The following is a 25,213-nucleotide window of genomic DNA, read 5'->3' as shown; positions in this document are numbered from 1 at the left end:
AGCACCGGAAGCACGGGAGCCCCGAGCACGTCCTTGACGCCTTTCCAGGCGTTCTCCAAGGAGCCCAGCGAGCCGTTGAGGTTGTCGCGCAGGGTCTTGGCAGTAGCAGCGGCGCTGCCCTCGGCACTCTTCAGTTTGCCGATCAATTCTTCCAACGCGCCGATACCACCGTTCAGCAAGCCGCGCAGGGCAGGACCGGCTTCCATGCCCACCGCGAGAATAGCGTTTGCACCACGCGGCCCAGCCTCTGCCAACTGCTTCAGCGCTTCTTCGAAATTGTTGGTGGTGATCCCAATCAGCGAAAGCTCGGAGCGGAACTTGGACGCTGGATCCAGGAACTGGCTCAAGATACCGTTCAGCGCCGTTCCCGCGCGGCTGGCGTCGATACCGCTATCCGCGAACTTACCCAGGAGCCCAACAGTAGTTTCCAGGCTTAGACCCAAGGCATTGGCGGACGGGGCTGCGTAGCTCAACGCTTGAGCCAGGCCGGTAACGCTGGTATTCGAGGCATTGGCCCCCATGGCCAGAACGTCCGCGTATTTGGCAGCATCCGAGAACTCACCACCCATTGAGGCGATGATCTTGGTCAGGAACTCCGACGACTCCGCCAAGCCCACCTCGCCGGCCCGCGCCAGCGCGATGACCCCGGGGAGCGCCTCCATCGCCTGGGTCGCATTCGCCCCCGCCTTGGCCAGGTTGGTGAGCGCGTCGGCTGTCTCCACGTTGGAGAAACCGGACTGCGCCGCCGCATCCTTCGCCGCCTTGGTGAGCAGCTTCATTTCCTCAGCACTGGCACCCGTGGCGGCTTTCACCCGGCTCATCGCGGACTCGAAGTCCGCAGCACCCGACACCATGCCCGCGAATGCCCGAACACCAAGGTACGCGCCAATTGCAGCGAATACTGCAGTGACCTTCGCCTGCAGCGAATCGAACACCTTGGAGGCGTTGTCCTTCGCGTTGATCAGGATCTGAATGGCTTTCATGGCGTCTCGGTGGTGCTGGCGGTGGGCAATGCAGCGGCTTCAGCTACCGCCAATGACGGCGGTACTTGAAGACGCTCGGCGCGTGGGGCGCCGGGCGGGTCATGGGTGTGGCGTGGGTTTAGTCGAGCCAGTCCACGCGGGCAAAATTGCCGTACTCGGGGTCGTTGCCCAGCTCGGAGGCGTACAGCACGCGGCCGGTGAACTGCATCGTGATGGGCTCGTCGGACAGCCAGTTGTAGTCACCACCTGGGACCATCGAGCAGCACGGCATGATCAGGCGGGCCTTGCGGCCGTTGTGGTTGATGCCGTTGAAGACGATGCCCTTGCGGACCGCGTTCGCCTGGGTGAAGGCGGCGATGTTCACGTAGGCCGCGTGGGCATAGTCCACCTTGAGCGGTTGCACAGCGGCGGGCGAAGTGGGCAGCGCGAGAATCTTGATGTGGCTGTGCTCAGGGCTCTTGATCTCGTAGTGCGTGTCTTCCACCAGCTCAATCGGCGTTCCGCTGGTGCTGTCTTCGATCACGATGCTGCTGGCGTTGGGGTGGCGCAGAAACACGTTGTCACCGGCGGCCAAGGTCGGCAGCGTCTCGGCAGTCACGGTGCCTGCGGCCTTGTCCACAGCCTGGCCGTAGAGGTAGTGCGCGAGCAGGCGCGGGGCGATGTGCTGCAGCTCCAGCGTGAAGGTCATTTCGGCATTACCCGCAATTTCCTCCAGGTCCAGGCGTTGCCCACTGCAGCTCTCTTTGAGCGTGGTGGTTTCCTTGGTCAACGTGGTGGCCAGCGTGCGGTTGCCGCAAGGGAAGGCCTCCACACCAGTGAGGTACGCCATGTCGCGCGTGCCGGTGGTTGGGTCGTAGTCACCCCACAAGATGGGGCCTTGGCCCTTCCAGCTTTGGGACTTGGTGCTTTGGATGGTTGCAGCCATGGTGCTCAGGCCTCCTTGGGCGTTGCGGGGGTTTTGACGGGCGGGGTTTTGCTGGCAACGCCCATGCCGATAAGCCAGGCGGCTTTCGACTCGGGCAGGTCGAGCGGTGCACCCTTGGGGTATTCGCGCCCTGCGTGCCGGTGCGGCTTGAGCAGGTAGATGGTCTCGATGTCTTTCTCTTGCTTGGCCATGGTCGTTCCTTGATCAGCACTCGCAGTGCTTGCTGGTGAATTCGGAATGGGTCTCGAAAATCAGTTCGCATCCGGCATAACCGTCGGCCAATGGGAGGTCGCGGACGGCGCTCAACTTGAGGCGCGCCCAGGTGTGGCCGGATGAGTCCGTAAGCTGCAGCCCGTGCAACTGGTAGTGGGCGGCGCGGAAAGCCCCGTCCATCTTTTGATCGGCGGTGTCGGAGCGTTCCAGGATGAGCCGCACGGCCACCGACGGGGATACCGTGGATGTGTTGGCGCCATCCACCCCGGCGCCCAGGATTCGGATGCTTACGGCTGGGTACTGCTGGTTGTCCGTCAGGGACAACCCGCTGCGCACATCCCAGGTTTGAAAATGTGGCGTGTTGCTCAGGTGACTGGCGATTGCGGTGGCAGCGAGGAACATGCGGCGTTACCCCTTCAGTAGGGCCAGCGGCACGCGCTCGACCCAGCCACTCGAATCGGGCTGCACACCACCGGCGACCGTGTAGGTCTTGCCATCGATGGTCAGCTTGCTGCCCTGGGCGAGGCCCGGCGTCCGGCTCAAATACAGCGAAACCGCGTACTCGGGCAGGTCTGCCACATCCCCGTCACCGCCGAACATCTCCGCCGCCCCTGAATCGAACACGACCGGGAACGCATCGCCGCCTTGGTAGACGGCCTGCGCGTTGGCAAGACGGCCCTCCACAGCGCTGTTCACACGCTGCTCCAGGGCGGCGAAGGGGTTCAGGGCCATAGTGATCAGGTCACCGTGCCAGGGGTGCCGGTGAAGTACACGGCCAGCGTGGTGGTGCCGTTGCCCGCCGCCTCATAGGCAAAGGCGGCAGCGCCGGTAACATCGCCAGTCGCCGGGGTTGCGGCGTTGTCATCGAAGGCGCCCGCACCGCTGTTTGCGGACACGTCCCAGGTAAGGGTTTCGCCCTGCGCGATCACTGCGCCCGACACCTTCGGCACGACATACACGCCGGTGCGCTTGGCCTCGACGGGTTCGCCGATGGCTGCGGCGTGCGACGCCACCACCAGCAGATTGCCCACCTTGAGAACTTGACCAGAGGCCACCGCCGCTGCTGCGGCCGGGATGGTGAGGCTGTTGCCGATTTGCTGAAAATTGTTCATGTCCGTTCCTTGGGGATGTGCAGGAATGGGGCGCTACGTGAGCGCCCCGCTCATCAGGCAGCGCCGGTGGCCTTGCGCAGGCCACGGTGGTCGATGACCTTTGCGCCGAAGTCCAGGCGGCACTTGATGGCCACGCCGTCAACCTCGAAGCCCTGCTTCGTCTCGATCACGGGGCCCTCGGCGCCGTCGAGGTAGCAGAACTCCACGGTGTCCACCTGGTTCGAGTTGGCAGCCAGATACCAGGCCGTCGCGCTGTCGCTGTCGAGCAGCGGCTCGACCACAGGCTCCAACGCAGTGCGGCCACCCTGGCGGAATTCGTTCACCTCGCCGGGTGCCGATGGCACATAGTTCGAGCTGGTGAACTGGTAGGCGATCTGCTCCAGATCGGTGGGCACGATCAGGAAGGCTGGGGCGAGGTTCAGGGGTTCGCCCTGCAGGCCCTTTTGCTTGCGCATCGCGGCACGGCCTGCACCCAGCTTGGCGATGTCGTTCAGCACGCTGCCCGCACCGGCCAGATTGCCGTGGTTGGCATGGAACAGAGCCACGCCGTCGCCCATGGTGGGATTGCTCAGCAACTGGCTGTAGACCAGGCGGTTTTCCAAACGGGCGGCAGCGTCGCCGAAGGCGCGGATCAGGCGGTCGAAGCCGCGCAGATCGTCGTTGATGATGGCCTGGCGGGTGAGAGAAACGATGCGGCCGTGTGTCACCACCTTGTAGGACTCGCCTGCATCCTTCAGCGTGCCGTAGGTGAATTCACCGTGCTCATTCGTCTGCAGCAGGTCGGGAGCACCAGACAGCTGTACCACGTCCATGCTCTTGAAGTCTGCGGCGTTCGGTGCACGGCTGGCCCAGATCGCATACGTGGAGCCCGCCTGTTCGTATGCTGCGCGCAGGCGACGGGTCGCAACGTTGGACAGCAGGTTAGCGAAATCGCTGGTGCCCTGCATGCCTGCCGAGCGGACCTGCAGCATGCGTTCGGCGATTTCCATGCGGGTGATGCCACGGGTGTTTCCACCTGCGCGCTCGATCATGTCCCGGCCCAGCTCAAGCAGGCTGTAACCACGGTACTGGCGGCCGTTGTCCGTCAGCGGGGCCGTGGGATCGATGCGGTGCACCAGTGCCTCCTGCAGACCGGCCATGCGGGTTTCGCCCTCGTCGCGCACGTTCTGGATACTGGTGTTCTGGTGGCCACCGGCTGCGGCATCGCGCACAGCCAGTTCGTCCAGCACAGCGGCGCGGGCGGCTTCTACCGACCCACCAGCACGGATCAAGCCGCTGGCCAGGTGGGAAACGCCATGGCGCTGGCAGAGGTCCGAGATGTCCGCAGCGCGGGTATCAACAACAGGGGCGGCCGGTGCGGCTGCGGTAGCCACGGGTGCGGCGGTAGAGGCTGGCGCGGTGGTGCCGCCTGCGGCGTTCAGGTCTTGAGGCATGGAACGAGTTCCTTCTTCGGTTGAGGTTTCGGCGGTCGTGCCCACCGTGGGCGTGGATGGGGTAGCGCGGGTTTCGATGAACTCGCAAGGGAAAGTGCGGATCTGGTGCTCAGGGTCATCAGCGCCGGGCTGCTGGCCACCCGCGCGGACTTGGCTGTCCATGTCTGCGGGAATGGGGACCAGCGATACCTCCATGGGCTCCCAGTCAATGACGCGGTACTCCCACAAGCCGCCCTCTTCGGCGGGCGGGACCATCTCGATGCGGTGGCGCACATAGCCCACCGACACGTTGCGGATGATTCGGTCTTCGACGTCCTGCACGAAGCCAGCGACCGAAGGTCGGCGGCTGAAGGTCACATCGCAAGTGCCCTCGCCGTTGCGAATGGCCGGGTTCTCAACAACACCCAGCTGAGCCTCCAGGCTCCACTGGTTGTGTGTGTTCAGCAGGGGAGCGCCACGCTGCAACCGGTCCAGGCGAATGGACGACTCGTCCACCACCAGACGCTCAATGAAGGGGCGTTCACGGAACCAGTCATAGCGGCGCACAGCGGCGCCGGTCGTGAAGACCAGCGAGGCCGTGGCCAGGGGTGCGTCGGGCTGCGCTTCATCACCTGCGGCCCGCGTGAAGTGGCGCAGTTCCATGGAGCGCCCAGCGAGGGGCAACTCGTCACGGCGCGTCGCGTTGGCGGGGGTGTCGGTTTGCGGCATGACCGGCACGATGCCGACTTTGCCGTCTCAAATCCCGGAAAACTGAGACGATATTTAGGCGGCCTTCTTGCGGGGCGCGTCCTTCTGTTCGTCGTCGCTTGCAGCATCCAGCTCTGAGGGTGCTCGCCCCTTTTGCAGCAACATCAGCAGGTCCAGGATTCCAAGGCTCTTCAAGGTTTCGAGATCCTTCTTCAGCTCTTGGAATACCGACTCCGGCTTGTAACCTCGCTGGCGCAACTTCTCGCTGAAGCTGGACAGACCGCCAGCGATCTCCGCCAGGTCGGCGTTCGCATCCTGCAGCGGGTTGGGCGAGCTCCACTTTGGTGTTGTGTGCTCTACGCCGTACTCTGTGCTTTCAATTAGGCCCGCCAGGTAGGCATGCTCCACGAACATGCGGCAGACCGTCTCGCACAGGGTGGGGATCAGGCAGGTGTATTGCGTGATCTCCACGTCGCGCCGGAAATCGTTCTGACGCATGCGAGCGCTGCTGAAGTTCACCTCGCTCATGTCGCCGGTCATCATCTCGTACGTGACACCGAAGCCAGCCGCGATGATGTGCAAGCGCTGCTTCACGTACTCGACATAGCCCGGGGCGGCCTTGGGCTCCACGATCTGGAAGCTCATGCCCTGCGGCATCTCCAGGATCTGGCCACTGGGAAGCGCGCCGAGGTCGCCGGTGCGCGAGGCATCGCCGCCCTCCCCAGTCCCATCCGCCGGATCCTCCTGCAGGGCCGACGTGTCGCCAGTGGCCAGCACCGCGAGGCGGGTTTCGAGGTTCTTGCGCTGCGCCTCCGCGTCTTCGTACAGGTGCAAGTCGCGCACGGCTGGGATGATCGGCGCCAGGCGGGTGATACCGCGCCCCTGCCCCGGGCGGTCAGGGTTGAACAGGTGGATGATCTGAGCCGCCGGTACTGGCCGACTCTCGGAGCGCAGGCCTACGCGCCCCATCAAGCGGGTGATCCAGGTGTCGCCAGGGTGCGATGTGAAAAGCCAGTAGGACACCTTGCGGCCAAGAGGGTCGTATTCAATCCCGTTGATGATCTGGTTGTTACCGTTTGCCTCGTTGCGCTTGCTGTCGAGCCAGTCGATTTCCAGGATTTGAAACTGCAGGGGCACAGGCAAGCCATCCGTCGGCCGACGAGTGCGGGCGCGCAGCAGAACCTCCCCATCACCTTCCATGGTGCGATAGCTCAGCGCCTGCTGCCCGTAAACGTTCGTGCGGCCGTCGGCATCAGCAAAGGGCGCCCACTTCGTCCAAAGGGCATTCAGCACCGCAGCGTGCGGTCCCGTGAAGAGTGGCGTGATGCCGGTTCCCACCGTCTGCGCCACGAGGGATCGCATACCCTGCGCGATGTAGGGCACGTTCTGCTGTAGTGCGCGCGAGCGAACGCGCAGGTGCTCTGCGTCAGCCTGGTGGTCTGCGTTTGCGCTGGCGCCACTGCGGCGCGGCTTCCATCCATCCCGCTGGTTGGCTCCCTCATAGGCACGGTGCAGCATCTCGCGCGCTACGGTGCGGCGAAGGCCTGCGCGCGGGTTGAAGTACCCGACGATGCTGTCAACGATGTTGCGGCGGGCGTGTGTGCGGCGGGCCATGATCAGTCCTCGCGCAGAGTTTTGAACTGGAAGCTGTGCAGGCGACGACGCCCAGGCCGACTGGCGGCCAGCTCAGCCTGCGCGTCGTCGCGCGCTTTCATCAATTCGGAGATGCTGCGGAACGTGACGGAGCGGCCGTTGTAGGAAACGGTTTGCTCGCCACTGCGAATGGCGTTGTTGAGTCGGTCGATATCTGCCTGGGTGACGGCCATGGTGGTTCCTCGTTCCCACCAGCCGAGCGGCGCGGAGGGTCCGCCGACCGTACCGAGGACCCTGTCTCAAATCCCGAAAAGCTGAGACGACTTCACTTGCCCTGTCCGCTACTGGCCTTCGGAGCCAGTCGGGCCTGCTTGATGTATCGATAGACCGACGCCTTAGAGATGCGCAGCCTACGGGCGATCTCCGACGTGTTGCGTCCGTTGAACATCGATAGAACCTCCTGCACCAGACGCTGGCGATCCGTCGCGCCACGGGCCGGAATGTAGATGGTCTCGCCGCTGAACTCAGCGCGTACAGCTGTTTTCGCGTGGGCGAACTGCTCACCAGCAATCTGCGGGAACTCAGTAAGCAGGTACTCGAAGATGCGGTCCACGAGATCCGGCTCCTGGGCCACCAGTGCAGAAAGCTGGGCCGGGGCAGCAGTGGCTTTACCGGGGGTTTGGGCGGTGTTGGCTTTGGTCATGTGTTACCCGAGACTTGCGAGTTTGGAAGATGGTGCTGGTGCAGGACGGCGGGGCTTGGCCCGGCGCGTCGGCTGTGGCGGTGGTGGCGCCGCTGGGGCGCCTCCCTCCTCGTCTGTTGGAGGGAGGGGCCGGGGTGCCCGGGGCTCAATGCCCAGCTTTCGCTCGATGGCCCGCCAGGCGTTCTCGGACTTGGTGTGCAGCGCCAGGCGGTGGGCAGCAAACAGCGCGTACACCGTGCAGTCCAGCACCTCATTGCGCAGGCGGTGGACATTGACCCAGCGTGTGATGAGTCCCCGCGAAGTGGCAACCGGGACCCGTTGCTCGGCCGTGAGCTGCGAGTAGTAGGCGGCAGGCAGCCCATCGCTGAAGTGCACATAGCCCGGCCCGTGGTGGCTGATCTTCAGGCGCTGGAACAGCAGATCCTTTGCCGTGTCGGCACCGACATACCAGAGCTTCACGCCCTTTTTGATGATCCCGCCCCGGTAGTTCACGTCCTGGGCCTTTGAGCCTGAGCTGATCGGCTGGCCCGGAGTTGGGTCGCCGCGCACCCCGAAGATCTTCTGGCGCTCGCGGTGTCGGACGAAGTTGTATCCCTGCTGGGTGAAGTGGCCCATCATGTCGATCCCCACGCTCGACAGGCCCAGTTCCTCCCCGCTCTCGTGGGTGAAGGTGCTTTGCAGGTAGGGCAGCAGTTTTGAGACCCACTCCTCATCCTGCGCGGGGTCGGCTGGGATCGCCACGTAGTCGATGCACCACATCTCTTCCCCACGGCCGATAGCCCACACCACCACCTCGAAACGGTCATCCTGCACGTCCACCCCGGCCACCAGCACAAGGCCGCCCATGGGCACCGTGCGCAGCGCGTAGCCCTCGGCGCGGGCCTGAATGGCGTCGGCCTCCAGCTTCTCGGCTTCGTCGTCCTCCCAGGTCTCGCCCAGCGTCTCGTTGATCCAGCCCATCAGCGGGCCCTTGTTGCCGGTGCGCCGCGCGGCCATGGCCTTCAGGAACTCGGAGACGATTTCCTCCCAGGTGGCCAGCGGGCTGTATGCGGTCCAGACCTTGAACGCCACATGCTTCGGCGGGCTGGTCGCCTCCCCCGCCGCATCGCGCCACACGCGATCAGTGCCGAAGCGCCACTTGCCGCACTCGCTGACCCAGGCGCCAGCGTGCGAGGCGCGCAGGTAGTCGGCCTGGCGCATCTTCCCGTGACAGTGGTGGCACTGGTGCCACACGTCCGAAGGGTTCTCCTTGTCCCACTTGAACCCGAAACTCTTGTCCTCGCCGCCCCAGGACAGCGGGTGATCGGTGTCGCAGTGCGGGCAGGTGACCTGGTACACCATGCGCGCGTGCGCCACCAGCACGCGGCCTTCGATGTGGCTCAGGCCCTTGATTCGCGGGGTGCTGCCCAAGATGTGCTTGGGGAACGTGGCGCCTTCCAAGCGCTTGCGGCTCAGCGTGACCGGATCAGAGCTGCGTTCGATCACCTGGTCCATTCCATCCACCTCATCCAGCTTCGCTGAGGCAATGGTGATCCGGCGAAAGTTCTTCGCAGCAGTGGCGCCCAGCAGGTGAAGCAGGCGACTACCGCTGAAGGCCTTCAGCTTCAGGGTGTTCTCTTTGCTCTTCTTGCCCAGCGCCGGGAAGATCTTGCGCATGACCTTCACGTCACGCAGCATGGGCTCCAGCTCGGTCTTGCAGAAGCTGTCGCTGTCTGAGTCGGTGGGCTGCCACAGCGCCTGATTGCGCTTCTTGTGGTGGGCGTCGTAGGCGATGCTGGCCAGCAGCATCTTGGTATAGCCCACGCGCGCGCTCTTGAGGACATCGACCTCGGTGATGCGGTCGTCGCCCATGGCATCCAGAATGCCGGGCTGAAATGGGAACGGAACCCAGCGCTGTTGCGTCTGGCTGGATTCGGCGGACATGTAGAAGTGCTCTTCTGCCCACCGCGAAAGGCTCATGGGCGGCTCGACCGCCAGGGGCGAGAACCCCGAGCGGATTGCCTTCGCGATGGCAGTGCGCGTTTCCTCGTTGATCGCGTCAACGTCGGTCAGCTGGAAGTCCGGGAGGTCGCGGGCGCCCATCAGTCAGCCCCATCCTCGTCTTCGCTTTCGGCATCCGGATCCGGATCATCCGAAAGGTTCAGCTCCTCGGTGTCCGACACCCAGTCGTTCCGCGCCTTGGCAATGGCTTTGCGCATCTCCTCTACCGCTTCGAATGGGAGATCAGGCACCAGCTTCATGATCTCGCCGGGCAGTGCCTCCAGCTTGGATGCCATCGCCGCGCTGGCCTTGGCCAGGGTCTTCTCCAGCAGCGGGATCGCTGCCCACTCGCCCAGAGACTGCAGGTTCTTGATCCGCTGGCCCATGCGGCGCTCGCGGTCGAGCTTCGCCTTTTCCTGGGCCGGATCCAGCTCGCCCTCGCCCGGCGACCGCCCCCCGGCCACCTCGCGGATGTTTTCGCAGTACGCCAGGATCTGCTCGCCGAGGGTGTCACCGCGCTGCATCACGCCATCCTTCATGAGCTGGCTGATCCGGGCCTCGCTGAGCCCCACCACCTGGGCGAGGGTCTTCTGGTCGCAGCAGGTATCCAGGGCTTCGAGCACCGCGTGATTCACTTAAGGCCCCTATAGAACGTTGGTAAATAGCGACACAGCGGGGCACGAATTACCCGTGCGGCACCCTTCCAGGAAGGACCCGCAGCTATCGTTTTTGACTGTTGCATGCGCGCAACAATATCGCAAACGTTGCACCAACGCAACACACCCGGACCGGAACAGGGAACGTGAAGCGCTCATTCGCCTGCGACCTTTCGGATGCGATACCGCACACGGCGGTCAAGGTAGGACTGCAGGTCTGCCTTCTCGACCACACGGTCAAGGTCGATGCGTTGCACATAGGTCGCACGACGCACGAACATCAGCACGGGCTTGACCTCGACCCCATGCGTCCCGCTCTTGGCCCATATGCCAGGTGGAAGGGATGAGCCCCCTGTGATCCCCTTGCTCACGAAGTACACGCGGCCCCGGATGGTCTTCAGCTCCTTGCGCGTCTTGATGTGCGAGAACGTGGTCCGGTCCTCGATCTTGGCTTTGGCCTTGGCCTTCATGTTCTGCCTGTAGCCCTGCTCCCCGCTGGCCTGTAGGTAGCTGATGAGCTGGGCCATGAACGGGCCCCGGATGTTGCCCTTGCCATCGTCGCTGCCTGGGTAGGGCTCATGGGGTATCGCCGTCTGCATGCCCGCAGGCAGGATGCCTGCCCTGCGCAATGCGACCTCGCTGCGCTTGTCAGCACGACGGCCACCGAACGCCTGGGCCTGCAGGACATGCTGGGGGTCTACCCCCACCTTCCCGCCTTTGCTGGGCAGGTTGCGCGCGTCGATGGTGGGCAGCACAGCGATGGACAGCCGGTCCGGCGTGGCGGGGATGAACTTGGGGGAGTTGTAGATAAAGGGCGTGGGCCTGTCGAACTCGGTGCGCAACTCCTTGCCGAGCACGCGGCGGGCCTGGTGCCCTGTGTCGTTCATGGCATCCGAGTGCGCCTGTGCAGCCTCCCGCCCGCTGAGCCTGCGCAGCTGGGCCTCGACCGCCTTCTGCCCACGGATCTCCAGGGAGGTCTTGATCATGCTCAGAGCACGGGCAGGGCCTGGCCTGTACCGTCGCCGACGATGGGGGCGGACATGGTGCCGTCGGCGGGGCACTCGATGCCGACGCGAGGCTTGCCCTCGTGATGGTCGATCAACTCCACTTCGATGCGTGGGCTGCGGTCGCCCTTGGACCCATGCACGGGCGTGTAGACATTCGTCTTCACCTCGATATGCGACGCCAGCGCATCAAGCCCCAGCTTCGCGGCCACTGCAGCCACGGCCAGCGCTCTCAGCTCCGCCTCAAGGATGACCGCCCGGTGCACGGTCTGGTTGAGGTTGGTTGTCGTGATCTCTGGCATCTTTCACTCCTTCGGCGTCCTGCGCCTGTTTCCGTTTCACCTCGTCGGCGAGCTGCTGTGGCAGATCCGCCAGCACCCCTTCCGACTCTCTTGCGTACCGCTTGGCTGCCCACCACGCATAGGCCTTGTCCGTCTCGGCGAGCCTCACGCAGTGCGCCAACATCACGCGCCTGTGTTCCTCAAAATCCACACCACCCTCCCTGCACATCAATCCCTGTCCCCGTATCTCGGCAAGGCTGAAGACCCGGTGGACTGCGCATACCACCCCTAACCCAGGGGAGCCCGGGAGGCGTGGCCTGCGCGTTCGGCAGTGGCAGTTAGCCCAGCGTTTCAGCGCCCCGTGGTGGCCGATGCGCCCCAGCGGGTAACCCAGACTTACAGCCCCTGCATCGGGACCCTGCGCACGCTCTAGGTAGTCCACCCACGTTTCGGCTCTGCACAATCCGGGTAGCCGTTTTCTTGGCCCATGCCCCCGCGTATCGAACCGCTGGCATGGGTTGCACAGGTCGCGGCTACACAGGGGCCTCCTGGCGTGTTTGGATGCTGCTCAACCACTTGCGCAGCGCCTGCGAGGTGCGAAAGACGCCTTGCGCCTTGTGCATGTCGTTCAAGTCGCCAGGGGGCGGCAGGAAGTACGGGAGGCCGGTGGCCTTGGCCGCCTCCTCGCCGGTCTTCTTCTCGTCGTTGTCGGCCACCACCACCCCCACGGTGGCCATGCGCTTCAGGTTGCCCGCGCTGAAACAGATGTGGATGCGGTAGCGCATGCGCAGCGCGTGCAGGCAGTCGCGCAGGCTGAGCCCCGTTGCGTAGCCCTCGACCCACCAGTCCAGAGCACCATGGCCGGGATTGCTGATGCAGTATTCGGCGCCGCTGGTGCGCTGGCCCTTCAGGTACTTCTTTTCGCCACGGCGATCTATCAGCTGCACGCCCACCAGGTCACGGCCCACGCGCATCGGAATGCAAAGTAGGTTCTGCTCCTCGGATGGCCACCACACGCTACCGGTGGCCTCGGGCCAGCCCTTGGAATGCAGATAGGCATGCTGCTCGTGCTTGCACTGGTGCAGGATCCATCCGGCCTTGCGGGCGGCGCGCTCCTGCTCTTGGGCGCGCTGTTTCTTCTCTGCAGCGAGACGGGCGTCCCGGGCCAGCTGCTGCGCCTGCAGCTGCGCCTCGGTGGGCGCGGTGTACGTACCATCGTCGGCGGGCTTCCAGCCAGCGGCCTGAGCCTCATGGAACAGGGAGCCGATGGTGACCCCAGAGCCCCGGAAGCTGCGCCAGGACGCGCGGGCGGCTTTCGCCTCGTAGGAGTCGGAGCGCTGGCTCCAGGTGTCCCAGATGTCGAAGCCATCCTCACCAAGCTCGTGCTTGATGGCCATACCCGCCATGATCCAGACCTCGCGGTCGTCATGGGCCAGGTACTGCAGGGCGTCGCGGATGCGGTCGGTCATGCTGCGACAGCCCTCCCCTTCGCGCGCCGGATGTTGCGGCTGACCAGCCACCGGCGCACCTCATCGCCCATAGGCTCGGGATCAGGCTTCGGACCAGCCGGGCCCACGCCGAATTTCTCGATATAGCGGTGGTAGGCGCTGCCGGGGTTGTGCCCCTTCTCCAGGGCGTGGCCCAGCAGTTGGGCATAGAAAGACCGCTTGTAGTCGGCGCTGTACTTCTCGGGTTTGGCAGGCTTCGTGCTGCCCACCTCGATCATTTCACCGGCGACGGCCTGCACGTCGTTGCTGCGCACGCGAACATGCCCGCAGTGGACGCAGGTGTCGGTCTTGGGTGGCCACAATGCTGAGCACTTGGGGCACTTCGCGGCCTCCTTTTGCGCGTCGCTGGGCTCCTTCTTCGGCTTTGTGTCCGTGCCCGGTCCCAGGGCCTCAACGCCGTGGTGGTAGAGCTTGTCCCAGTCGTCTTGAAAACGCAGCCAGTTGCCGCTGTTGTCTTGGATCACGCACAACTTCTTGCCGTCGTGCGTGCGGGCGCCACGGCCCACCATCTGCACATGCTCGCTGAAGGACTTCTTCAGCGGGCGGGCAAGGATGACGTGATCAATGTCGGACTGGTCGAAGCCCCGGCTCAGGATGGCCACGGAGATCACCACCTTGATATCCGTGTCTGGGCGGGCGAAGTCCTCCAGCACCTGATCGCGGTAGTCGTCCTCATCGTCCGAGCTGATCTGTACCGCGTTGATGCCCGCCTCGTTGAACCGCTGCGCCAGCTCGGCGCCGTGCTGCACCCCGCAACTGAAGCAGATGGTCTTGCGGTACTCGCCGAAGACCTCGTGCGAGATCCGCACATAGTCGGCCACCACATCGCCGACGATCCTGCGGCCACGCTCTTCGAGCTCGTCCTTCTTCCACTCCCCAGCGACCAAGGCAACGCCCGTGGTGTCGACCTCCCGGGCCACAAACACGCGGAACGGGACAAGGTGGCCGTCCCGCACGAGGTTTGCCATGGTGGTGACGCTCACGACGTTGGTGAAGTGCGTGCCGATGGCCGGGTGAAACGGCGTGGCGGTGGCCCCCACGATGCGCAGGTTGGGCTGGTTCACCATCATGTTGATGATGCTTTTGCGCAGGCAGGCGTGAAGCTCATCGATGAACACCAGGTCCACGAGCGGCAGCGTCTCCATGCGCTCCAAGGTCTGCGCGCTGGCGATCTGCACCTCAAGGTGCGGGCGAAAGCGCCAGTGCTTGGCCATCAGCACGCCGTGGTCGATACCGGCTCGGTCCAGGTGCTTAGAGAACTGCTCGACCAACACGCGGCGCTCGCACACGAACATGATCCGGGTGCGCTTGGCCTGCACGCACTTGATCATGTGCTCCATGATCCGGCTCTTGCCTGCGCCGGTGGGCGCGGCCAATACCTGGCGCACATGCTTCGCGCGGAAGCCGTCACGTAGACGCTCCACGCTGTCGGATTGGTAGGGACGAAGTTGCAAGGGTTGCATGGGGGACTCCTGACGGTCACCATCAAAGGCCGGTAACGTGGCCTGATTCATCACGCAGCCACCGCCTTCAGACGGTCGATCTCGCGGCGCTGGGCGGCCAGCTGCTGCTTCATCTGCGTGTTCTCCTGCATGAGGAAATCGCGGCTGCTGGTGACGGCGCGGAGTTGAGCGCTGAGCCCCTTCACCTCGCCTTGCAGCTGCTCGATCAGCTCGGCGGCCTGGTTGCGGTCGGCCTCGGGCACATCGCCAAGGTTCGCCAGCGCCAGCGCTGCCTGCAGGTCGGCGATCTGGTCGCGCGCGGCGTCCAGCTCGCTGTATTCAGGCGCTAGGGGCTCCACTGCAGGAGCAGACTGCGCTGGTGCCGGGTCGATGCCTCGGCTGTCATCGATGTCAAGGGCGGTGCCAGCGGCGGTGTTCGCCCCCTTCTCGGGGACTGACACGATCTCGCGCATTGGCTTGTGGATGGCGTCGACCTGCTGTTCTTGGGGCAACTTGGCGATGGCTGAGGCCTTGGCCAGCCCCATCTCGCCGGACTTGACGGCGGCAACCACTGCCGGGACGGCATCGCTCATGACCGCATCGGCTTGTCTCAGTGACCGAACACTGACACCGGCTTGCTCTGCAACCTCCGACTGCCTTAATTCGGCACTCAGTGCCGAATTTCCGGATGGACGCCCAACGCCGCGCCATTCATAGACCGCAGCTGCGGCCATGGACATCTGGGCGATAGTCAAGTGGCGACGTGCCTTGTTCTGCGCCAGCACGAAAGCGCGGGGATCTACCCACGATTCCAACTCACGCTCCGGGCACTCCATGCCCAGCTCGCAAGCGGCGCAGTACCGATTCCATCCGTCGAGGACCTGCCCCTCGAAGATCGTGATCGGGTTCTGCACTCCCAAGTCTGAAATGCTGTCACGGAGCGCTGTGAATTCGTCGGCGCTCAGCGGCGGGAACGCGGCAGACAGCGGATGCTGTGTGTACTGCGTCATGCGGCCGCCCTATCGAATTCACGCACCCATTGCTGAGTGCTCTGCGTTTGAACCGCACCGGGCTTGTCCTGGGTGTTGCGCGTGATCAACGCGCGCTCCAACTTCTGTAGGGCTTCGCGCGCATCGCCGATCTCCTTCAGCGTGGCCTTGAGATCGTTGTCGGAAATGTTGTTGTCGGCATTGGCCAGCAGCGTCGCGGCGGTCACGTCGGACATCTCGCGCACGGTGTCACTCACCGTCTTGTTGATGCACGCAGGCTCGCGCATCTCCACCACCGGGAGGCGGACAAAGCCCCCGCTGCTGGCCGTCACCACGTTGACGAAGGCTCGGCAGTGCTCAGAGCGTGCCTCAATGCACAGCTCGGAGATCATCATTGCGGTGGACAGCCCCAGCTTGAAGCCCTGAGCCCCGCCCAGCTCCTTCCGAAGCGTTTCGGCTGGCTTGTCGATGCGCAAAGCAACGACTTCCAGGCCGCCAGGGAAGTGCTTGACCATGAGACGCAATGCGTCGAGATCGTTCATATCCGGAACTCCGGTTTTTGGATGTTGAGAACTTGGACCGGCGCTGGAACACTGCAGGGCATGAACACAGCACACCCCTCCTCGACCGCCGTCGTGCACGAATCCACGCGTACGGCTCTATCAGCAAACCGCGACCCAGAAACAGGGCGAACAGCGCGCACGATGACCACCAGCCGACTGCGGTTGACTTGGGAGGCTGGGGAGTTGCGCGTGCGATGCGAGTGCAGCCAGGTGAAGCTCAGCGGCAAGACACCGATGCAGCAGATGCGGGGGGCGCTGTGAGTCGGGACCACAGGTCAAGCCTCCATACCTGCGACAACCTCGCGTACGGGACGCCCTGCAGGATTCGGCCAAGTGGAATCAGGTATGCGCGCCCAGCCACCGGGCGAGATAGCGTCAACCGTGACGCGCCCACCAGTCGCTTTTTCAATCGCAGCGCACTTTCCATCGGGCACAGGGCGCTTGCCGTTAAGCCATTGCTGAAGGGTCGGGGGCTTGACCCCGATGGCCTCAGCGAGGCGAGATTGCCCGTTCAACAGGTGGGCGGCCTCATGAAGTGCAGTGCGCATAAGGCCCAAATATAAGGCATTACCGCATTTAACACAAGGCATTGCCGCATAGGCACCGCCTCATTGATGATCGAACAATGTTTACAGGTGAAAAACTAGGCGCCGCTATCCGACACGCGATTGCCCTCAAAGGCGTGTCGCAGGTGGCTGTGGCTGCCCACTTTGGGGTTAAGCCGCCTTCCGTGCAGGACTGGATGCGTCGCGGAACGATTGGAAAAGACAAGCTGCCAGCGCTATGGGCATACTTTGGCGACGTCGTTGGACCCGAGCACTGGGGGATGAGCCCGTCTGACCTGAGTCAGGGCCCTGGCGCTTCGGTAGCGTCGGAACAGAGATCAAACGTAATACCCTCTGCTCACTCGTCACAACATGAAATCAGTGATGTAGTGATCCGGCAGTTCGAAACTGGCGGATCGATGGGGAGTGGTCTCGTTTTGGCAGAACAACCAGGTGTGATCAAAGAATGGCGCGTATCAGACCGCTGGGCGCAAGAGAACGTACACCGCATCACGTCGGTGAAGAACTTGGCAATCGTGACTGGGTTTGGACCGTCCATGCAGCCGCTTTTCAACCCGGGCGACCCGCTGCTGGTGGATCGTGGGATCAATCGGGCCGATGTGGATGGAATCTATTTCTTCCGCGTGGGCGAAGAAGGGTTTGTGAAGCAGCTGCAGCGCATCCCGACAGCGCAGGGCTTGATCCTTCGGGCCAAGAGCTACAACACCCTATATGACCCGTTCGACATCACGCACGGCATGGACTTTGAGGTCTTCGCACGTGTCGTGAAGGTTTGGAAGGGTGAGGAATTCTGAAATCCAGAAGGAGCGCCCATGGACCTCGGAACAGAAATCGAAGCCCTGCGCATGGTCTTGGAGACTGTGATGGATGGGCACCCAGACCATGAGCTGGCCGTTGCCCAGGTGGATGCGCTCATCGCAGAGATGGCGATCCCTGCAGGAGATCCGCTGCGCGAGGCAGTGGAGAACATCAGGGCTACGCTGGTTTGATCATAGAAGTGCGCAATCTTGGGTGAATGAGTAGTTCTATGAATGAAATTAGAACAATAGACAAGGAGGGAATATGTTAGATATGCCAGCCTCTGAGGCGCGCGCCTTGCTGGCTTTCCCCTTGATATGCGAAGACGCCCCAGAATGGGCTTCACACAAACTCAAACCCGGTTTGGAAACGCTGGAGTGCGGTCTTCTTCAGAACGGTGACAGGTCTGGGCTTCGGGTTTCGTTAGAGTTCGCTGTGTCTCCAAAGACGGGACTCACAACCTACAAATTCACAGTGTTTCTGGTGAAACTTGGCGGCCTGCAGCGGGTCTATCAATTGCAGGTGAATGCTGTTGCGCGCAAGCCTAAGTGCTGGCACGACTTTGTGCATGAACACATGGGGCGAGAGAGAATACAGGGGAAGCAAGAGTGGCTTGACTGGGGTTTTCGTGAGGCGCTTGATTACTTTTGCCTACAGACGAACATCACCTTTGTGCCACCATTAACTGACCCAAGCGTATTCGAGCTTAGGTTTACATCATGATCTGCCATCAATTTTCATCACTGCTGGGATTTGAGTGCCATCCCCTTACAGAGGATGGATCGGTCGCAGCCATCTCTTCGCCATTCACGTTCGAGGACGGTGACTCTTTGCCGCTGTTTGTTGAATCAGTAAACGGCCAAGTGAGGTTTTTTGACGATGGCGCAACCTTGATGCATTTCATAGGCCGGGGCGTGAGAATCGAGAACAAGAGGAACGCCACATTTCTGATCTCTGCGGCGCAGAGACACGGCGGCACGTTCAACGAGGCCGGAGAGATAGAGTTTTGGGCGCCAGAGGCAGCGGCGCCATTGGCCTTTGCTAAGTACCTCGCATCGCTCATGGACATCGTTTCCTGGGAAAAAGACCAACAAGGCGTCAATACAGACATCTCGGTGTTCGTTGAAGAGGTGGGAATTGCTTTGCGGGCATGGAAGCCAGGCGCAGAGATCACCAAATCGCCCCCCTTCATTGGCGTGTCTGGGAAACCGTACGAGTTGGACTATTTGATTGACGGCCAGCCAGTTGTCGCCACCGGGCCGCGGGCCCAATCCGCAACATGGGTTCTCCATAAACTGGTAGACATACAAAGCGTTATCGCGAACGCTGGCATGTCGCCACTGATCGTGATCGATGATCGGTTGGATCCAGAAAGTGCTGACCAAGAATCCAAGGTCCTGCAGAGCGTAGGTACTGCGATCAAGTTCACCGACCTAGAAGCGCGGGCCGCCGCCTCTTTGCACAATCATTGACTTCCTGGGCTCCGGAAGTACCATTCGCTTTCCCGCTCTGCTACTGCATCGGGCTCAAGTCCTTCCTCGGAAGGCCTCTGCGTACAGAAGATTGCAATTCGCTGCAGCGACATATCGGGCCTCACTTCGGTGGGGCCCTTGCTTTTGTGGCCACTCATTTTGCCCACTCGCTCAACTAGGGCGTTACCCCTTGCGGTCTCGATGTACTGTAAATTTCCACAGTACAAATGTCGCCCTTCCACATCTCCAGCCCCATCAAGGCCACGGTCCTGACGCTCTACGTGCGCGGCGGTAGGCATCCGTTTGCCAGCAAGGTGCACGAGCACACCGGGGATCTGACCGTCGTACGCCTGGAGGGCCGATTCGGCACCGTCCCTGCCCTGCACCTGGACTGCTTCACCCCCCAACGCCTGTTTGAGCCCAGGATCGTTGACATGGTGTCCGGCGAGCTGGAGATCCACGGCATGGAGCGGACCAAAGAAGGCGACTGGGTGGCCCAGGCCTGGCGGCTGCGGTTGGGATAGCACAGCCGCCCAAAATTGAGCCAGCCGCTGGAGAGTTTGAAATCGACTGATACCGCCACCATCACTACGATGGCAGTCCCAAAGAAACTGCCACACGGAGGAAACTCATGACTGAACAATCCGGCGATCTCAAGAGACTTGAGGCCGAAATTGCGGAATTGAAACGAGGCTTGCGCCAGCTATCCCTGCAGTTTGCCGTGGACCACCATCTTGTCGTGGCACTCGCGCTGCAATGCAACAGCCCGGAAATCCTGCGGTCCAACTTCAACGAAATTGCCAACAAATCAAAAGATCGCCTGTTGAACTCAACGCTCACGGACGATGATATTGATGCGTTAGATCGCTTCCAGAAATTGGTTGATAAACAGCTTCCTTCAACACCAGCCCCATAGCCCCCACGCCTAGCCGAATGTCTGCATGATGCTGTGGGCCACCACGATCCCGGGATTGATCACCACAGCATTCGCCATTCCAATCCCTCCTCAGCACGCCGTGCACTGACTTTTATTGGACGATTCGCTCGTTGCTCGGTCTTCTTTAATTCCCTCTCCCATCAATACGGAGGTACGAATGAAGAGTTCACGAGGTTGCATGCACAACGAGCGTCTTTCCAGGCAAAGCTTGGCGCTGTCTCTGGTAGGCGCATGAGGAGACCAAACACTTGGAGCGACAGCGAACTCAACCTGCTCCGTGAACGATATTCCGCCACGCCGTGGGACCAGCTGACACCCCTGCTGGGACGCACAAAGCCAGCTATTGATCAGAAGGCGCGTTCTCTCGGTTTGGTGCGCACCTGCTACAACGGCCTGACTTTGAAGGCTTGGACAGTCCGGGAAATCAAAATCCTGCGGGATGTATATCCCACCGAGACCAGCAAGGTGGTGGCCCGTCTAACAGGCCGCGCTGTTACCTCGATTCATAAAAAGGCCCAAGCGCTTGGGATAAAGAAGGTCACCAGAAATAACGGCCCGACTCGTACATCCACGTCGTGGCCATGGGACGCCCAGGACGATGAGGACCTAAAGCGCTCTTACGCGACCAAGGGAGTGGAAGCCCTGGCAGCCGCCCTGGGCCGAAGCAAGACTGCAATCTACGCTCGTGCCCACATCCTAGGCATCACAAACAGCGCTGGCCAAGGCCGTCCAGCGCCGTTGGGCGCTGAGCGGATGAACCGAGGGTACTTGATGCGGAAAGTCGCGAAAACAGGCATTCGCAAGAATGACTGGAAGCGCGTGGATCTGATCGAGTGGGAGGCTATGCACGGCCCCATACCGGAAGGTTACGCACTCTTAGCGCCGCAAAAAAGGCCTAGATTGCTGGAGAGCTTTCGCCTTGTCCACCGCGACGAACTACCCTTGCTCAAAGCTGCGGCGAACGCATCGCCAGAGACCCGGAGACTGAGAGTACTCAAAAGCCAATTTGGATGGCAGCTCAGCCGAATTGAGAAGAGGAACGAGTCACCTGGTCGAGCGAAGCTTCAGCACCGATGCGACTGGTCTGACACGGACATCGCCTACTTGCTGGCGAATCACAACTCAGTCCCCCTTATGACCATTGCCGAACGACTAGGCCGCACGAAGAAAGCACTATTGCGCCAGCTTCAAAAAAGGGGCTTACCCAGGAAGAAACGCGAGGGCAGTTGGAGTCAATACCAGAGCGGCACGCTTGTCGAGCTATACGCGTGCCACAGCGCTTCAGAGATAGCCACTGTCTTGGGGAAATCCCCCGAGGCGATCTACATGAAGGCAGCACGGTTGGGACTCCGAAAAAGGGCGCCTGTATGCAAGAACTAGTCTCCTCCCCCACCCCTGCGGCAGACCCAATCCTGCAACTGAGCAAAGCGCTCGCAGCCCTTCGTTGCGGATCAAACATCCCAGTGGAAAGGGCCCGCGCCATCGTCGCCTGCGCATTTACTGCCATAGACGTATTGCAAATCGAGCACACCAACACAAGGAATCGCCATGACTCCCAGCAAGAACAAGACCAAGAACATTGACCACCTCCGAGACACGCTTTTCAAGCAACTCGATCAACTGGTGGATTTGGACAAGCCCGTTGATCTTGATCGCGCACGACTGGTGTGCGAGACATCGCGGCTGCTCATTGATATGTCCAAAGTCGAAGTTGAATACGCCCGCGTCATCCAGGGCGCAATCACCCTCCCCTTCATCGAGCACCAGGATGGCAGCGCAGAGCGCCCGCATCCCAGTCTGCCTCCAGCTTCAACAAGCAGTGGGCCCTCCGCGTCGGCTGAGGATCGCACCGTCCAGGTTCAGAACTCAGGCCCCGCAGCGGATCATCCATGGCGCGGACTTGGGGTCCGAGTGCACCGCCTCCAGCATTGAATTCCATGCAAAAGCACATGATGCAAAACACCACCGGCAATCAGGCACTGCAAGCCCCCACCCGCAGTGCAGCACTCACCATCAACGGATTTCAGCTGCGCGACGCCTTGAGCTTGATTGCGCCCGACGGCACCGCCGAGCAGCTGAGCGAAACGCTGTGCATTCAGCCCGGCCCCTCACGTCAAACAGCTCAGGGGATAGAAGCTGCGGGCCTGTATTGCTGGCTACGCGACTTTCCCGACGAAGGCAGCGTGCGTCTTGACGAGACGCACAACCTCGCATTGTTGGAAGCCTGTCAGGGTGCAAGGCATGTGGAAGTCACCCGCAAACTGATTGCTGCAGCGCGCTGGGTCCAGCGTTACGCCGACCCCCAGAGGCAACCCGACGCCCGAGCTCTGGCCCACGCCATCCTGCAACTTACCCGGCCGATCATGGACGCGCACATCAACGCACTGATTGGCATGGCCCCCACGCCAGTATCCCAGCCATCCGACAACACCGACAAGAGGCACTGAAGCCAGCTTTGGCCGTTAACGCAAAAAATAAGGCCAAGCCTATTGACACAAAATAAGGCTTGGCCTAATAATTCATTCCAGTAGCCCACCCCGGGCGATGGAGTGAAGAATGTCGAAGCACCTTTCCTGCGCTGATACCGCCAAGCTGATCCGCCAAGCTCTGAAGGAAGCCTTCAAGGGTATCAAGTTCACCGTCCGCTCCAGCACCTACAGCGGCGGTGCTTCCATCAACATCGGCTGGACCGATGGCCCCAACACCGCCCAGGTCGAGGCGGTGACCAAGCGCTTCAGCGGCGCCTACTTCGACGGCCAGCAGGACTACAAGGGCTGCACCTTCGCGATGGTCGACGGTCAGGTCGTGCGCTTCGGTGCCGACTTCGTGTTCTGCAACCGCTCCCACTCCGCCGAGTTGATCGGCAAGGCCTGCGCCAGTGTGGCCCGCCGCTTCGGCATGGCCTTCGTGCCCACGGCCGCCGACTTCAAGGCCGGTCGCCTGCACGAGATCTATCCCGGTGAATCGAGCTGGGGCTGCACCGTGGGCCAGCTGGTGCGCGAGGTCTTGGCCAAGCGCAGCGACCGCCTCAGCGTCAGCCATTCGAAGACCGCCGCCCGGGTGATCTACCTGGGCAACGACGGCCACAGCGAAATCGCGGCCCTCACAGAAGAGGTGTCCGCGTGAAGTCCAGCAGCGTCGCGTGGGCGCTGGGCACGGCAATCACTGCCGCTGTCGCCGTGGGCCTGCTTGTCCTCTACCCCGTCGCTCTAGCGCTGCGCACCTTCTGGAGGTGGGCATGACCTGGCTGCGCCTCTATGGCTTTCGGGCCGGTGCGAAGGCCAACACGATGACCAATGCCTACGCGGGCGGCCAAGTGGCAGCGCTCCGTCATGAAGTGATTTATTAAAGCGCTTTACTTAGTGCGCTTTATTTTTGTCCGAGACACTGAACCCATGAACCACACATGCCCATCCTCAAGTAGGCAACCCAGCTTTTGCTTTATCCGGCTCGTGGCTCGTGACGCTCAAGTGCGCAGTCCCGCTGCTTCAACCCCTCACGTTCCAGTCGATTTGATCAAAACCACCGTTCATCTCGGCGACTTCAGTTCGGTGCCATTGCGGCAGCTTCACAGCCGGGAGCTCGCCAGCCGCTACGGCGAGAAAGATATCCCAGTTCTCTCGCAAGCGATCGAACATCAAATTGTGCTCAGCCAGGTCCCACGACCAGACTTTGGATGGCCCCGAGTAGCGGCCCTTCCAAAGATAGCCGTTCTCACGAATCAGCTTCCAAAGCACCTGCTCGTCATGGGTCAACAGATCTGGGTAGTGCAATCCAAGCTTTGCAAGTCGGTCTGCGACATCCACGTCCCAAAGCTTGGCGGCCTCGTCACCGACCGTTTGTACCCAGTCCTCTCCCTCTTTCAAAGGGAACCGACCGAGGGAGTCTTCGATTGCCCATTCGATAAAGCTACTCAAGGTCCGCCGCTGCTTGCGCGCCGCGAGCTCGGCCAAGTACCGCAATCGCGGATCGAGCCGGATGGTGGTGATTTCAGAGCGGGCAAGTTTGCTCCCGCCCTTCTTGGTTTTGGATTCAAGGTCGGCCATGCCGCAATTTTAGATCGCGTATGCGCATCACCTACAAACAAATCCCGCCAGACTCTTGTAATGCATTAGATTACGATGTAAGCTATTCGCACACGACAGCATCATGAACATACAAAATATCTCATTGAAGTCAGAGCCCCTTCGTGCGGACTCGATCCGGATTCCAGCTGAATTGCGCTCCTACCTGCGCGCAGAGGCTCGGAAGAACACTCGGTCCTACTCCGGGGAAGTCGTACATCGCCTGGAGGCCAGCCGCCAGGCAGACCAGCAACACACCCAGCAGAAAGGACAGCAGCCGTGATCAAAAATCATAGCGCCACATCTTTGATAGAAGCTGATTTCCAGCCACACCCCCAGTAGGGTTCGCAAATAACCAGCGCACTGTTGACAATTTCCGAACCCCAACTTGAAGGAGCACACCGTGAGCAACATCGTCAAGATCAATGACATCGACATGCAGGTGATTGAGCGCCACGACCAGCGTTTTGCAACGCTGGCTCAAATTGACGCTGTGCATGGCCGGCCAGGAGGCACTGCGCGCAAACGCTTCAACGACAACCGCGAGCGCTTCATCGAGGGCGAAGACTTCATCAAGCTCAGCGCGTCCGAAATCCGGACGCGCTTCCCGGGCGTAGTCGGAGAGCGTGCCACCGAAGAAGTTACCCTGATGACGGAACAGGGCTACCTCATGCTGGTGAAGTCCTTCACCGACGATCTGGCGTGGCAGGTTCAGCGTCAATTGGTGAACGGCTACTTCCGCGCCAAGCAAGCTCTGCCTGCGGTCAAGGACCCGCAGATCGCCGCCGTGATCCTGGCTCTGACCCGCGTTGACGCAGTGGAGCAAGAGCAGAAGCGCCAAGCAGACGAACTGGCCCGCATTGCCGAAAACATGGCGGTGATAGAGGCTCGCACTCAACCTGAGAACAAGCACTTCACGGTGATGGGCTACGCGAACTTGATCGGACAGTCAGTGGATGTGCGCACTGCCGCGTCCCTGGGCAAGCGCTGCGCGTCGCTCTCTCGCGAGCGGGGACTGGTGATCGGCGACGTGAGCGACCCGCGCTTCGGCACCGTGCACAGCTACCACGAGTCTGTGCTGCAGGAGGTTCTGCCGAGCGCAGTGAAGGAGCCCGCGTGAGCAGAATGCATATCAAACGCCACCAAAAGACAGAGTTTTCATATGGGGAAACATGCGTTTTTAGAGCGTTTTTCGCCCCCCCTTTTGCCTGGGGCTTCCCGTAAATTCTGGAACAGATAAGCACCCGTGCCAACTTGACGCTCCCGATATTTCGCGCATCTTGAATAGGACCCCATGACAAACA

Annotated in this window: 31 protein-coding genes; 11 read left to right on the top strand and 20 right to left on the bottom strand. The window is 61.8% G+C overall.

What is annotated here, in order from left to right; genetic code table 11:
• The 19 genes from ACSQ22_RS16795 to ACSQ22_RS16705 all read right to left on the bottom strand — a co-directional run.
• Window positions 1-983, bottom strand: a 983-nt coding sequence (locus tag ACSQ22_RS16795; protein ID WP_436130982.1) for a phage tail tape measure protein, incomplete at its 3' end; no start/stop codon positions are given.
• Between the two features lie 118 nt (window positions 984-1,101).
• Window positions 1,102-1,908 (bottom strand): hypothetical protein, encoded by an 807-nt coding sequence (locus ACSQ22_RS16790; RefSeq protein ID WP_436130981.1) that lies wholly within the window; start codon window positions 1,906-1,908, stop codon window positions 1,102-1,104.
• A 5-nt stretch (window positions 1,909-1,913) separates the two neighbouring features.
• A complete protein-coding gene (locus ACSQ22_RS16785; protein ID WP_436130980.1) occupies window positions 1,914-2,099 on the bottom strand; it encodes a DUF7210 family protein in 186 nt (61 codons plus the stop codon).
• A 13-nt stretch (window positions 2,100-2,112) separates the two neighbouring features.
• Window positions 2,113-2,523, bottom strand: coding sequence for a hypothetical protein (locus ACSQ22_RS16780; protein WP_436130979.1), 411 nt, complete (start codon window positions 2,521-2,523; stop codon window positions 2,113-2,115).
• Between the two features lie 6 nt (window positions 2,524-2,529).
• Window positions 2,530-2,853 carry a head-tail joining protein gene (locus ACSQ22_RS16775; protein ID WP_436130978.1) on the bottom strand — a complete coding sequence of 108 codons (324 nt, stop codon included), beginning with the start codon at window positions 2,851-2,853 and terminating at the stop codon, window positions 2,530-2,532.
• Between the two features lie 5 nt (window positions 2,854-2,858).
• Complete coding sequence (locus tag ACSQ22_RS16770) at window positions 2,859-3,233, bottom strand: capsid cement protein (RefSeq protein ID WP_436130977.1); 375 nt, start codon at window positions 3,231-3,233, stop codon at window positions 2,859-2,861.
• A gap of 53 nt (window positions 3,234-3,286) precedes the next feature.
• Window positions 3,287-5,374, bottom strand: a complete 2,088-nt coding sequence (locus tag ACSQ22_RS16765) for a prohead protease/major capsid protein fusion protein (protein ID WP_436130976.1) — start codon at window positions 5,372-5,374, stop codon at window positions 3,287-3,289.
• Window positions 5,375-5,428: 54 nt separating this feature from the next.
• Window positions 5,429-6,967 (bottom strand): phage portal protein, encoded by a 1,539-nt coding sequence (locus tag ACSQ22_RS16760; protein ID WP_436130975.1) that lies wholly within the window; start codon window positions 6,965-6,967, stop codon window positions 5,429-5,431.
• A gap of 2 nt (window positions 6,968-6,969) precedes the next feature.
• The gene (locus ACSQ22_RS16755; protein WP_436130974.1) at window positions 6,970-7,179 is read right to left on the bottom strand and encodes a phage head-tail joining protein; all 210 of its coding nucleotides are present in this window, start codon (window positions 7,177-7,179) and stop codon (window positions 6,970-6,972) included.
• 92 nt (window positions 7,180-7,271) lie between these two features.
• On the bottom strand, window positions 7,272-7,649 hold the full coding sequence (locus ACSQ22_RS16750) for a Mor transcription activator family protein (RefSeq protein ID WP_436130973.1): 378 nt from the start codon (window positions 7,647-7,649) through the stop codon (window positions 7,272-7,274).
• A gap of 3 nt (window positions 7,650-7,652) precedes the next feature.
• Complete coding sequence (locus ACSQ22_RS16745; RefSeq protein ID WP_436130972.1) at window positions 7,653-9,731, bottom strand: phage terminase large subunit family protein; 2,079 nt, start codon at window positions 9,729-9,731, stop codon at window positions 7,653-7,655.
• A complete protein-coding gene (locus tag ACSQ22_RS16740) occupies window positions 9,731-10,252 on the bottom strand; it encodes a hypothetical protein (RefSeq protein ID WP_436130971.1) in 522 nt (173 codons plus the stop codon). The genes ACSQ22_RS16745 and ACSQ22_RS16740 overlap by 1 nt, the downstream gene beginning before the upstream one ends.
• 188 nt (window positions 10,253-10,440) lie before the next feature.
• Window positions 10,441-11,271, bottom strand: a complete 831-nt coding sequence (locus ACSQ22_RS16735; RefSeq protein WP_436130970.1) for a hypothetical protein — start codon at window positions 11,269-11,271, stop codon at window positions 10,441-10,443.
• A gap of 2 nt (window positions 11,272-11,273) precedes the next feature.
• Window positions 11,274-11,591, bottom strand: a complete 318-nt coding sequence (locus ACSQ22_RS16730) for a hypothetical protein (protein WP_436130969.1) — start codon at window positions 11,589-11,591, stop codon at window positions 11,274-11,276.
• Window positions 11,592-12,103: 512 nt separating this feature from the next.
• Complete coding sequence (locus ACSQ22_RS16725; RefSeq protein ID WP_436130968.1) at window positions 12,104-13,039, bottom strand: PriCT-2 domain-containing protein; 936 nt, start codon at window positions 13,037-13,039, stop codon at window positions 12,104-12,106.
• On the bottom strand, window positions 13,036-14,541 hold the full coding sequence (locus ACSQ22_RS16720; protein WP_436130967.1) for a DEAD/DEAH box helicase: 1,506 nt from the start codon (window positions 14,539-14,541) through the stop codon (window positions 13,036-13,038). The genes ACSQ22_RS16725 and ACSQ22_RS16720 overlap by 4 nt, the downstream gene beginning before the upstream one ends.
• Window positions 14,542-14,591: 50 nt before the next feature.
• Entirely contained in the window at window positions 14,592-15,530 is a 939-nt protein-coding gene (locus ACSQ22_RS16715; RefSeq protein ID WP_436130966.1) for a hypothetical protein, read from the bottom strand.
• The gene (locus tag ACSQ22_RS16710) at window positions 15,527-16,051 is read right to left on the bottom strand and encodes a phage regulatory CII family protein (RefSeq protein ID WP_436130965.1); all 525 of its coding nucleotides are present in this window, start codon (window positions 16,049-16,051) and stop codon (window positions 15,527-15,529) included. The genes ACSQ22_RS16715 and ACSQ22_RS16710 overlap by 4 nt, the downstream gene beginning before the upstream one ends.
• 296 nt (window positions 16,052-16,347) lie before the next feature.
• Window positions 16,348-16,620: a transcriptional regulator gene (locus tag ACSQ22_RS16705; protein ID WP_436130964.1), complete on the bottom strand. Its 273-nt coding sequence runs from the start codon at window positions 16,618-16,620 to the stop codon at window positions 16,348-16,350.
• Between the two features lie 77 nt (window positions 16,621-16,697).
• On the opposite strand from ACSQ22_RS16705, the gene ACSQ22_RS16700 reads away from it, so the two are divergent.
• The 9 genes from ACSQ22_RS16700 (at window position 16,698) to ACSQ22_RS16660 (ending at window position 22,971) form a co-directional block, all read left to right on the top strand.
• Window positions 16,698-17,432: a S24 family peptidase gene (locus ACSQ22_RS16700; RefSeq protein WP_436130963.1), complete on the top strand. Its 735-nt coding sequence runs from the start codon at window positions 16,698-16,700 to the stop codon at window positions 17,430-17,432.
• An 18-nt stretch (window positions 17,433-17,450) separates the two neighbouring features.
• A complete protein-coding gene (locus ACSQ22_RS16695; protein WP_436130962.1) occupies window positions 17,451-17,627 on the top strand; it encodes a hypothetical protein in 177 nt (58 codons plus the stop codon).
• 73 nt (window positions 17,628-17,700) lie between these two features.
• Complete coding sequence (locus tag ACSQ22_RS16690) at window positions 17,701-18,159, top strand: hypothetical protein (protein WP_436130961.1); 459 nt, start codon at window positions 17,701-17,703, stop codon at window positions 18,157-18,159.
• Window positions 18,156-18,908 carry a DUF1828 domain-containing protein gene (locus ACSQ22_RS16685; protein ID WP_436130960.1) on the top strand — a complete coding sequence of 251 codons (753 nt, stop codon included), beginning with the start codon at window positions 18,156-18,158 and terminating at the stop codon, window positions 18,906-18,908. The genes ACSQ22_RS16690 and ACSQ22_RS16685 overlap by 4 nt, the downstream gene beginning before the upstream one ends.
• A 227-nt stretch (window positions 18,909-19,135) precedes the next feature.
• The gene (locus ACSQ22_RS16680; RefSeq protein ID WP_436130959.1) at window positions 19,136-19,432 is read left to right on the top strand and encodes a hypothetical protein; all 297 of its coding nucleotides are present in this window, start codon (window positions 19,136-19,138) and stop codon (window positions 19,430-19,432) included.
• A gap of 107 nt (window positions 19,433-19,539) precedes the next feature.
• Window positions 19,540-19,824: a hypothetical protein gene (locus tag ACSQ22_RS16675; RefSeq protein ID WP_436130958.1), complete on the top strand. Its 285-nt coding sequence runs from the start codon at window positions 19,540-19,542 to the stop codon at window positions 19,822-19,824.
• A 1,569-nt stretch (window positions 19,825-21,393) separates the two neighbouring features.
• On the top strand, window positions 21,394-21,777 hold the full coding sequence (locus tag ACSQ22_RS16670; protein WP_436130957.1) for a hypothetical protein: 384 nt from the start codon (window positions 21,394-21,396) through the stop codon (window positions 21,775-21,777).
• 17 nt (window positions 21,778-21,794) lie between these two features.
• Entirely contained in the window at window positions 21,795-22,292 is a 498-nt protein-coding gene (locus ACSQ22_RS16665) for a hypothetical protein (RefSeq protein WP_436130956.1), read from the top strand.
• A 109-nt stretch (window positions 22,293-22,401) separates the two neighbouring features.
• The gene (locus ACSQ22_RS16660) at window positions 22,402-22,971 is read left to right on the top strand and encodes an LPD29 domain-containing protein (protein WP_436130955.1); all 570 of its coding nucleotides are present in this window, start codon (window positions 22,402-22,404) and stop codon (window positions 22,969-22,971) included.
• 362 nt (window positions 22,972-23,333) lie between these two features.
• Here the strand turns inward: ACSQ22_RS16660 and ACSQ22_RS16655 are convergent, their stop codons facing one another.
• Window positions 23,334-23,891 (bottom strand): hypothetical protein, encoded by a 558-nt coding sequence (locus ACSQ22_RS16655; RefSeq protein ID WP_436130954.1) that lies wholly within the window; start codon window positions 23,889-23,891, stop codon window positions 23,334-23,336.
• 103 nt (window positions 23,892-23,994) lie between these two features.
• On the opposite strand from ACSQ22_RS16655, the gene ACSQ22_RS16650 reads away from it, so the two are divergent.
• Both ACSQ22_RS16650 and ACSQ22_RS16645 read left to right on the top strand, forming a co-directional pair.
• Window positions 23,995-24,192: an Arc family DNA-binding protein gene (locus ACSQ22_RS16650; RefSeq protein WP_436130953.1), complete on the top strand. Its 198-nt coding sequence runs from the start codon at window positions 23,995-23,997 to the stop codon at window positions 24,190-24,192.
• Window positions 24,193-24,312: 120 nt separating this feature from the next.
• Window positions 24,313-25,029 carry an ORF6N domain-containing protein gene (locus ACSQ22_RS16645; RefSeq protein ID WP_436130952.1) on the top strand — a complete coding sequence of 239 codons (717 nt, stop codon included), beginning with the start codon at window positions 24,313-24,315 and terminating at the stop codon, window positions 25,027-25,029.
• Window positions 25,030-25,213 lie beyond the last annotated feature (184 nt).

The organism is Acidovorax sp. LjRoot38 (assembly GCF_964252975.1).
GTDB classification, from domain to species: Bacteria; Pseudomonadota; Gammaproteobacteria; order Burkholderiales; family Burkholderiaceae_C; genus Acidovorax; species Acidovorax facilis.
This window is presented reverse-complemented; position numbering and strand designations above follow the sequence as displayed.

What these genes read in the sequence shown, in the direction of transcription:
- ACSQ22_RS16790 (WP_436130981.1), bottom strand. Translation starts at nt 1,908, where the DNA reads ATGGCTGCAACCATCCAAAGCACCAAGTCCCAAAGCTGGAAGGGCCAA.
- ACSQ22_RS16785 (WP_436130980.1), bottom strand. Translation starts at nt 2,099, where the DNA reads ATGGCCAAGCAAGAGAAAGACATCGAGACCATCTACCTGCTCAAGCCG.
- ACSQ22_RS16780 (WP_436130979.1), bottom strand. Translation starts at nt 2,523, where the DNA reads ATGTTCCTCGCTGCCACCGCAATCGCCAGTCACCTGAGCAACACGCCA.
- ACSQ22_RS16775 (WP_436130978.1), bottom strand. Translation starts at nt 2,853, where the DNA reads ATGGCCCTGAACCCCTTCGCCGCCCTGGAGCAGCGTGTGAACAGCGCT.
- ACSQ22_RS16770 (WP_436130977.1), bottom strand. Translation starts at nt 3,233, where the DNA reads ATGAACAATTTTCAGCAAATCGGCAACAGCCTCACCATCCCGGCCGCA.
- ACSQ22_RS16765 (WP_436130976.1), bottom strand. Translation starts at nt 5,374, where the DNA reads ATGCCGCAAACCGACACCCCCGCCAACGCGACGCGCCGTGACGAGTTG.
- ACSQ22_RS16760 (WP_436130975.1), bottom strand. Translation starts at nt 6,967, where the DNA reads ATGGCCCGCCGCACACACGCCCGCCGCAACATCGTTGACAGCATCGTC.
- ACSQ22_RS16755 (WP_436130974.1), bottom strand. Translation starts at nt 7,179, where the DNA reads ATGGCCGTCACCCAGGCAGATATCGACCGACTCAACAACGCCATTCGC.
- ACSQ22_RS16750 (WP_436130973.1), bottom strand. Translation starts at nt 7,649, where the DNA reads ATGACCAAAGCCAACACCGCCCAAACCCCCGGTAAAGCCACTGCTGCC.
- ACSQ22_RS16745 (WP_436130972.1), bottom strand. Translation starts at nt 9,731, where the DNA reads ATGGGCGCCCGCGACCTCCCGGACTTCCAGCTGACCGACGTTGACGCG.
- ACSQ22_RS16735 (WP_436130970.1), bottom strand. Translation starts at nt 11,271, where the DNA reads ATGATCAAGACCTCCCTGGAGATCCGTGGGCAGAAGGCGGTCGAGGCC.
- ACSQ22_RS16730 (WP_436130969.1), bottom strand. Translation starts at nt 11,591, where the DNA reads ATGCCAGAGATCACGACAACCAACCTCAACCAGACCGTGCACCGGGCG.
- ACSQ22_RS16725 (WP_436130968.1), bottom strand. Translation starts at nt 13,039, where the DNA reads ATGACCGACCGCATCCGCGACGCCCTGCAGTACCTGGCCCATGACGAC.
- ACSQ22_RS16720 (WP_436130967.1), bottom strand. Translation starts at nt 14,541, where the DNA reads ATGCAACCCTTGCAACTTCGTCCCTACCAATCCGACAGCGTGGAGCGT.
- ACSQ22_RS16715 (WP_436130966.1), bottom strand. Translation starts at nt 15,530, where the DNA reads ATGACGCAGTACACACAGCATCCGCTGTCTGCCGCGTTCCCGCCGCTG.
- ACSQ22_RS16710 (WP_436130965.1), bottom strand. Translation starts at nt 16,051, where the DNA reads ATGAACGATCTCGACGCATTGCGTCTCATGGTCAAGCACTTCCCTGGC.
- ACSQ22_RS16705 (WP_436130964.1), bottom strand. Translation starts at nt 16,620, where the DNA reads ATGCGCACTGCACTTCATGAGGCCGCCCACCTGTTGAACGGGCAATCT.
- ACSQ22_RS16700 (WP_436130963.1), top strand. Translation starts at nt 16,698, where the DNA reads ATGTTTACAGGTGAAAAACTAGGCGCCGCTATCCGACACGCGATTGCC.
- ACSQ22_RS16695 (WP_436130962.1), top strand. Translation starts at nt 17,451, where the DNA reads ATGGACCTCGGAACAGAAATCGAAGCCCTGCGCATGGTCTTGGAGACT.
- ACSQ22_RS16690 (WP_436130961.1), top strand. Translation starts at nt 17,701, where the DNA reads ATGTTAGATATGCCAGCCTCTGAGGCGCGCGCCTTGCTGGCTTTCCCC.
- ACSQ22_RS16685 (WP_436130960.1), top strand. Translation starts at nt 18,156, where the DNA reads ATGATCTGCCATCAATTTTCATCACTGCTGGGATTTGAGTGCCATCCC.
- ACSQ22_RS16680 (WP_436130959.1), top strand. Translation starts at nt 19,136, where the DNA reads ATGTCGCCCTTCCACATCTCCAGCCCCATCAAGGCCACGGTCCTGACG.
- ACSQ22_RS16675 (WP_436130958.1), top strand. Translation starts at nt 19,540, where the DNA reads ATGACTGAACAATCCGGCGATCTCAAGAGACTTGAGGCCGAAATTGCG.
- ACSQ22_RS16670 (WP_436130957.1), top strand. Translation starts at nt 21,394, where the DNA reads ATGACTCCCAGCAAGAACAAGACCAAGAACATTGACCACCTCCGAGAC.
- ACSQ22_RS16665 (WP_436130956.1), top strand. Translation starts at nt 21,795, where the DNA reads ATGATGCAAAACACCACCGGCAATCAGGCACTGCAAGCCCCCACCCGC.
- ACSQ22_RS16660 (WP_436130955.1), top strand. Translation starts at nt 22,402, where the DNA reads ATGTCGAAGCACCTTTCCTGCGCTGATACCGCCAAGCTGATCCGCCAA.
- ACSQ22_RS16655 (WP_436130954.1), bottom strand. Translation starts at nt 23,891, where the DNA reads ATGGCCGACCTTGAATCCAAAACCAAGAAGGGCGGGAGCAAACTTGCC.
- ACSQ22_RS16650 (WP_436130953.1), top strand. Translation starts at nt 23,995, where the DNA reads ATGAACATACAAAATATCTCATTGAAGTCAGAGCCCCTTCGTGCGGAC.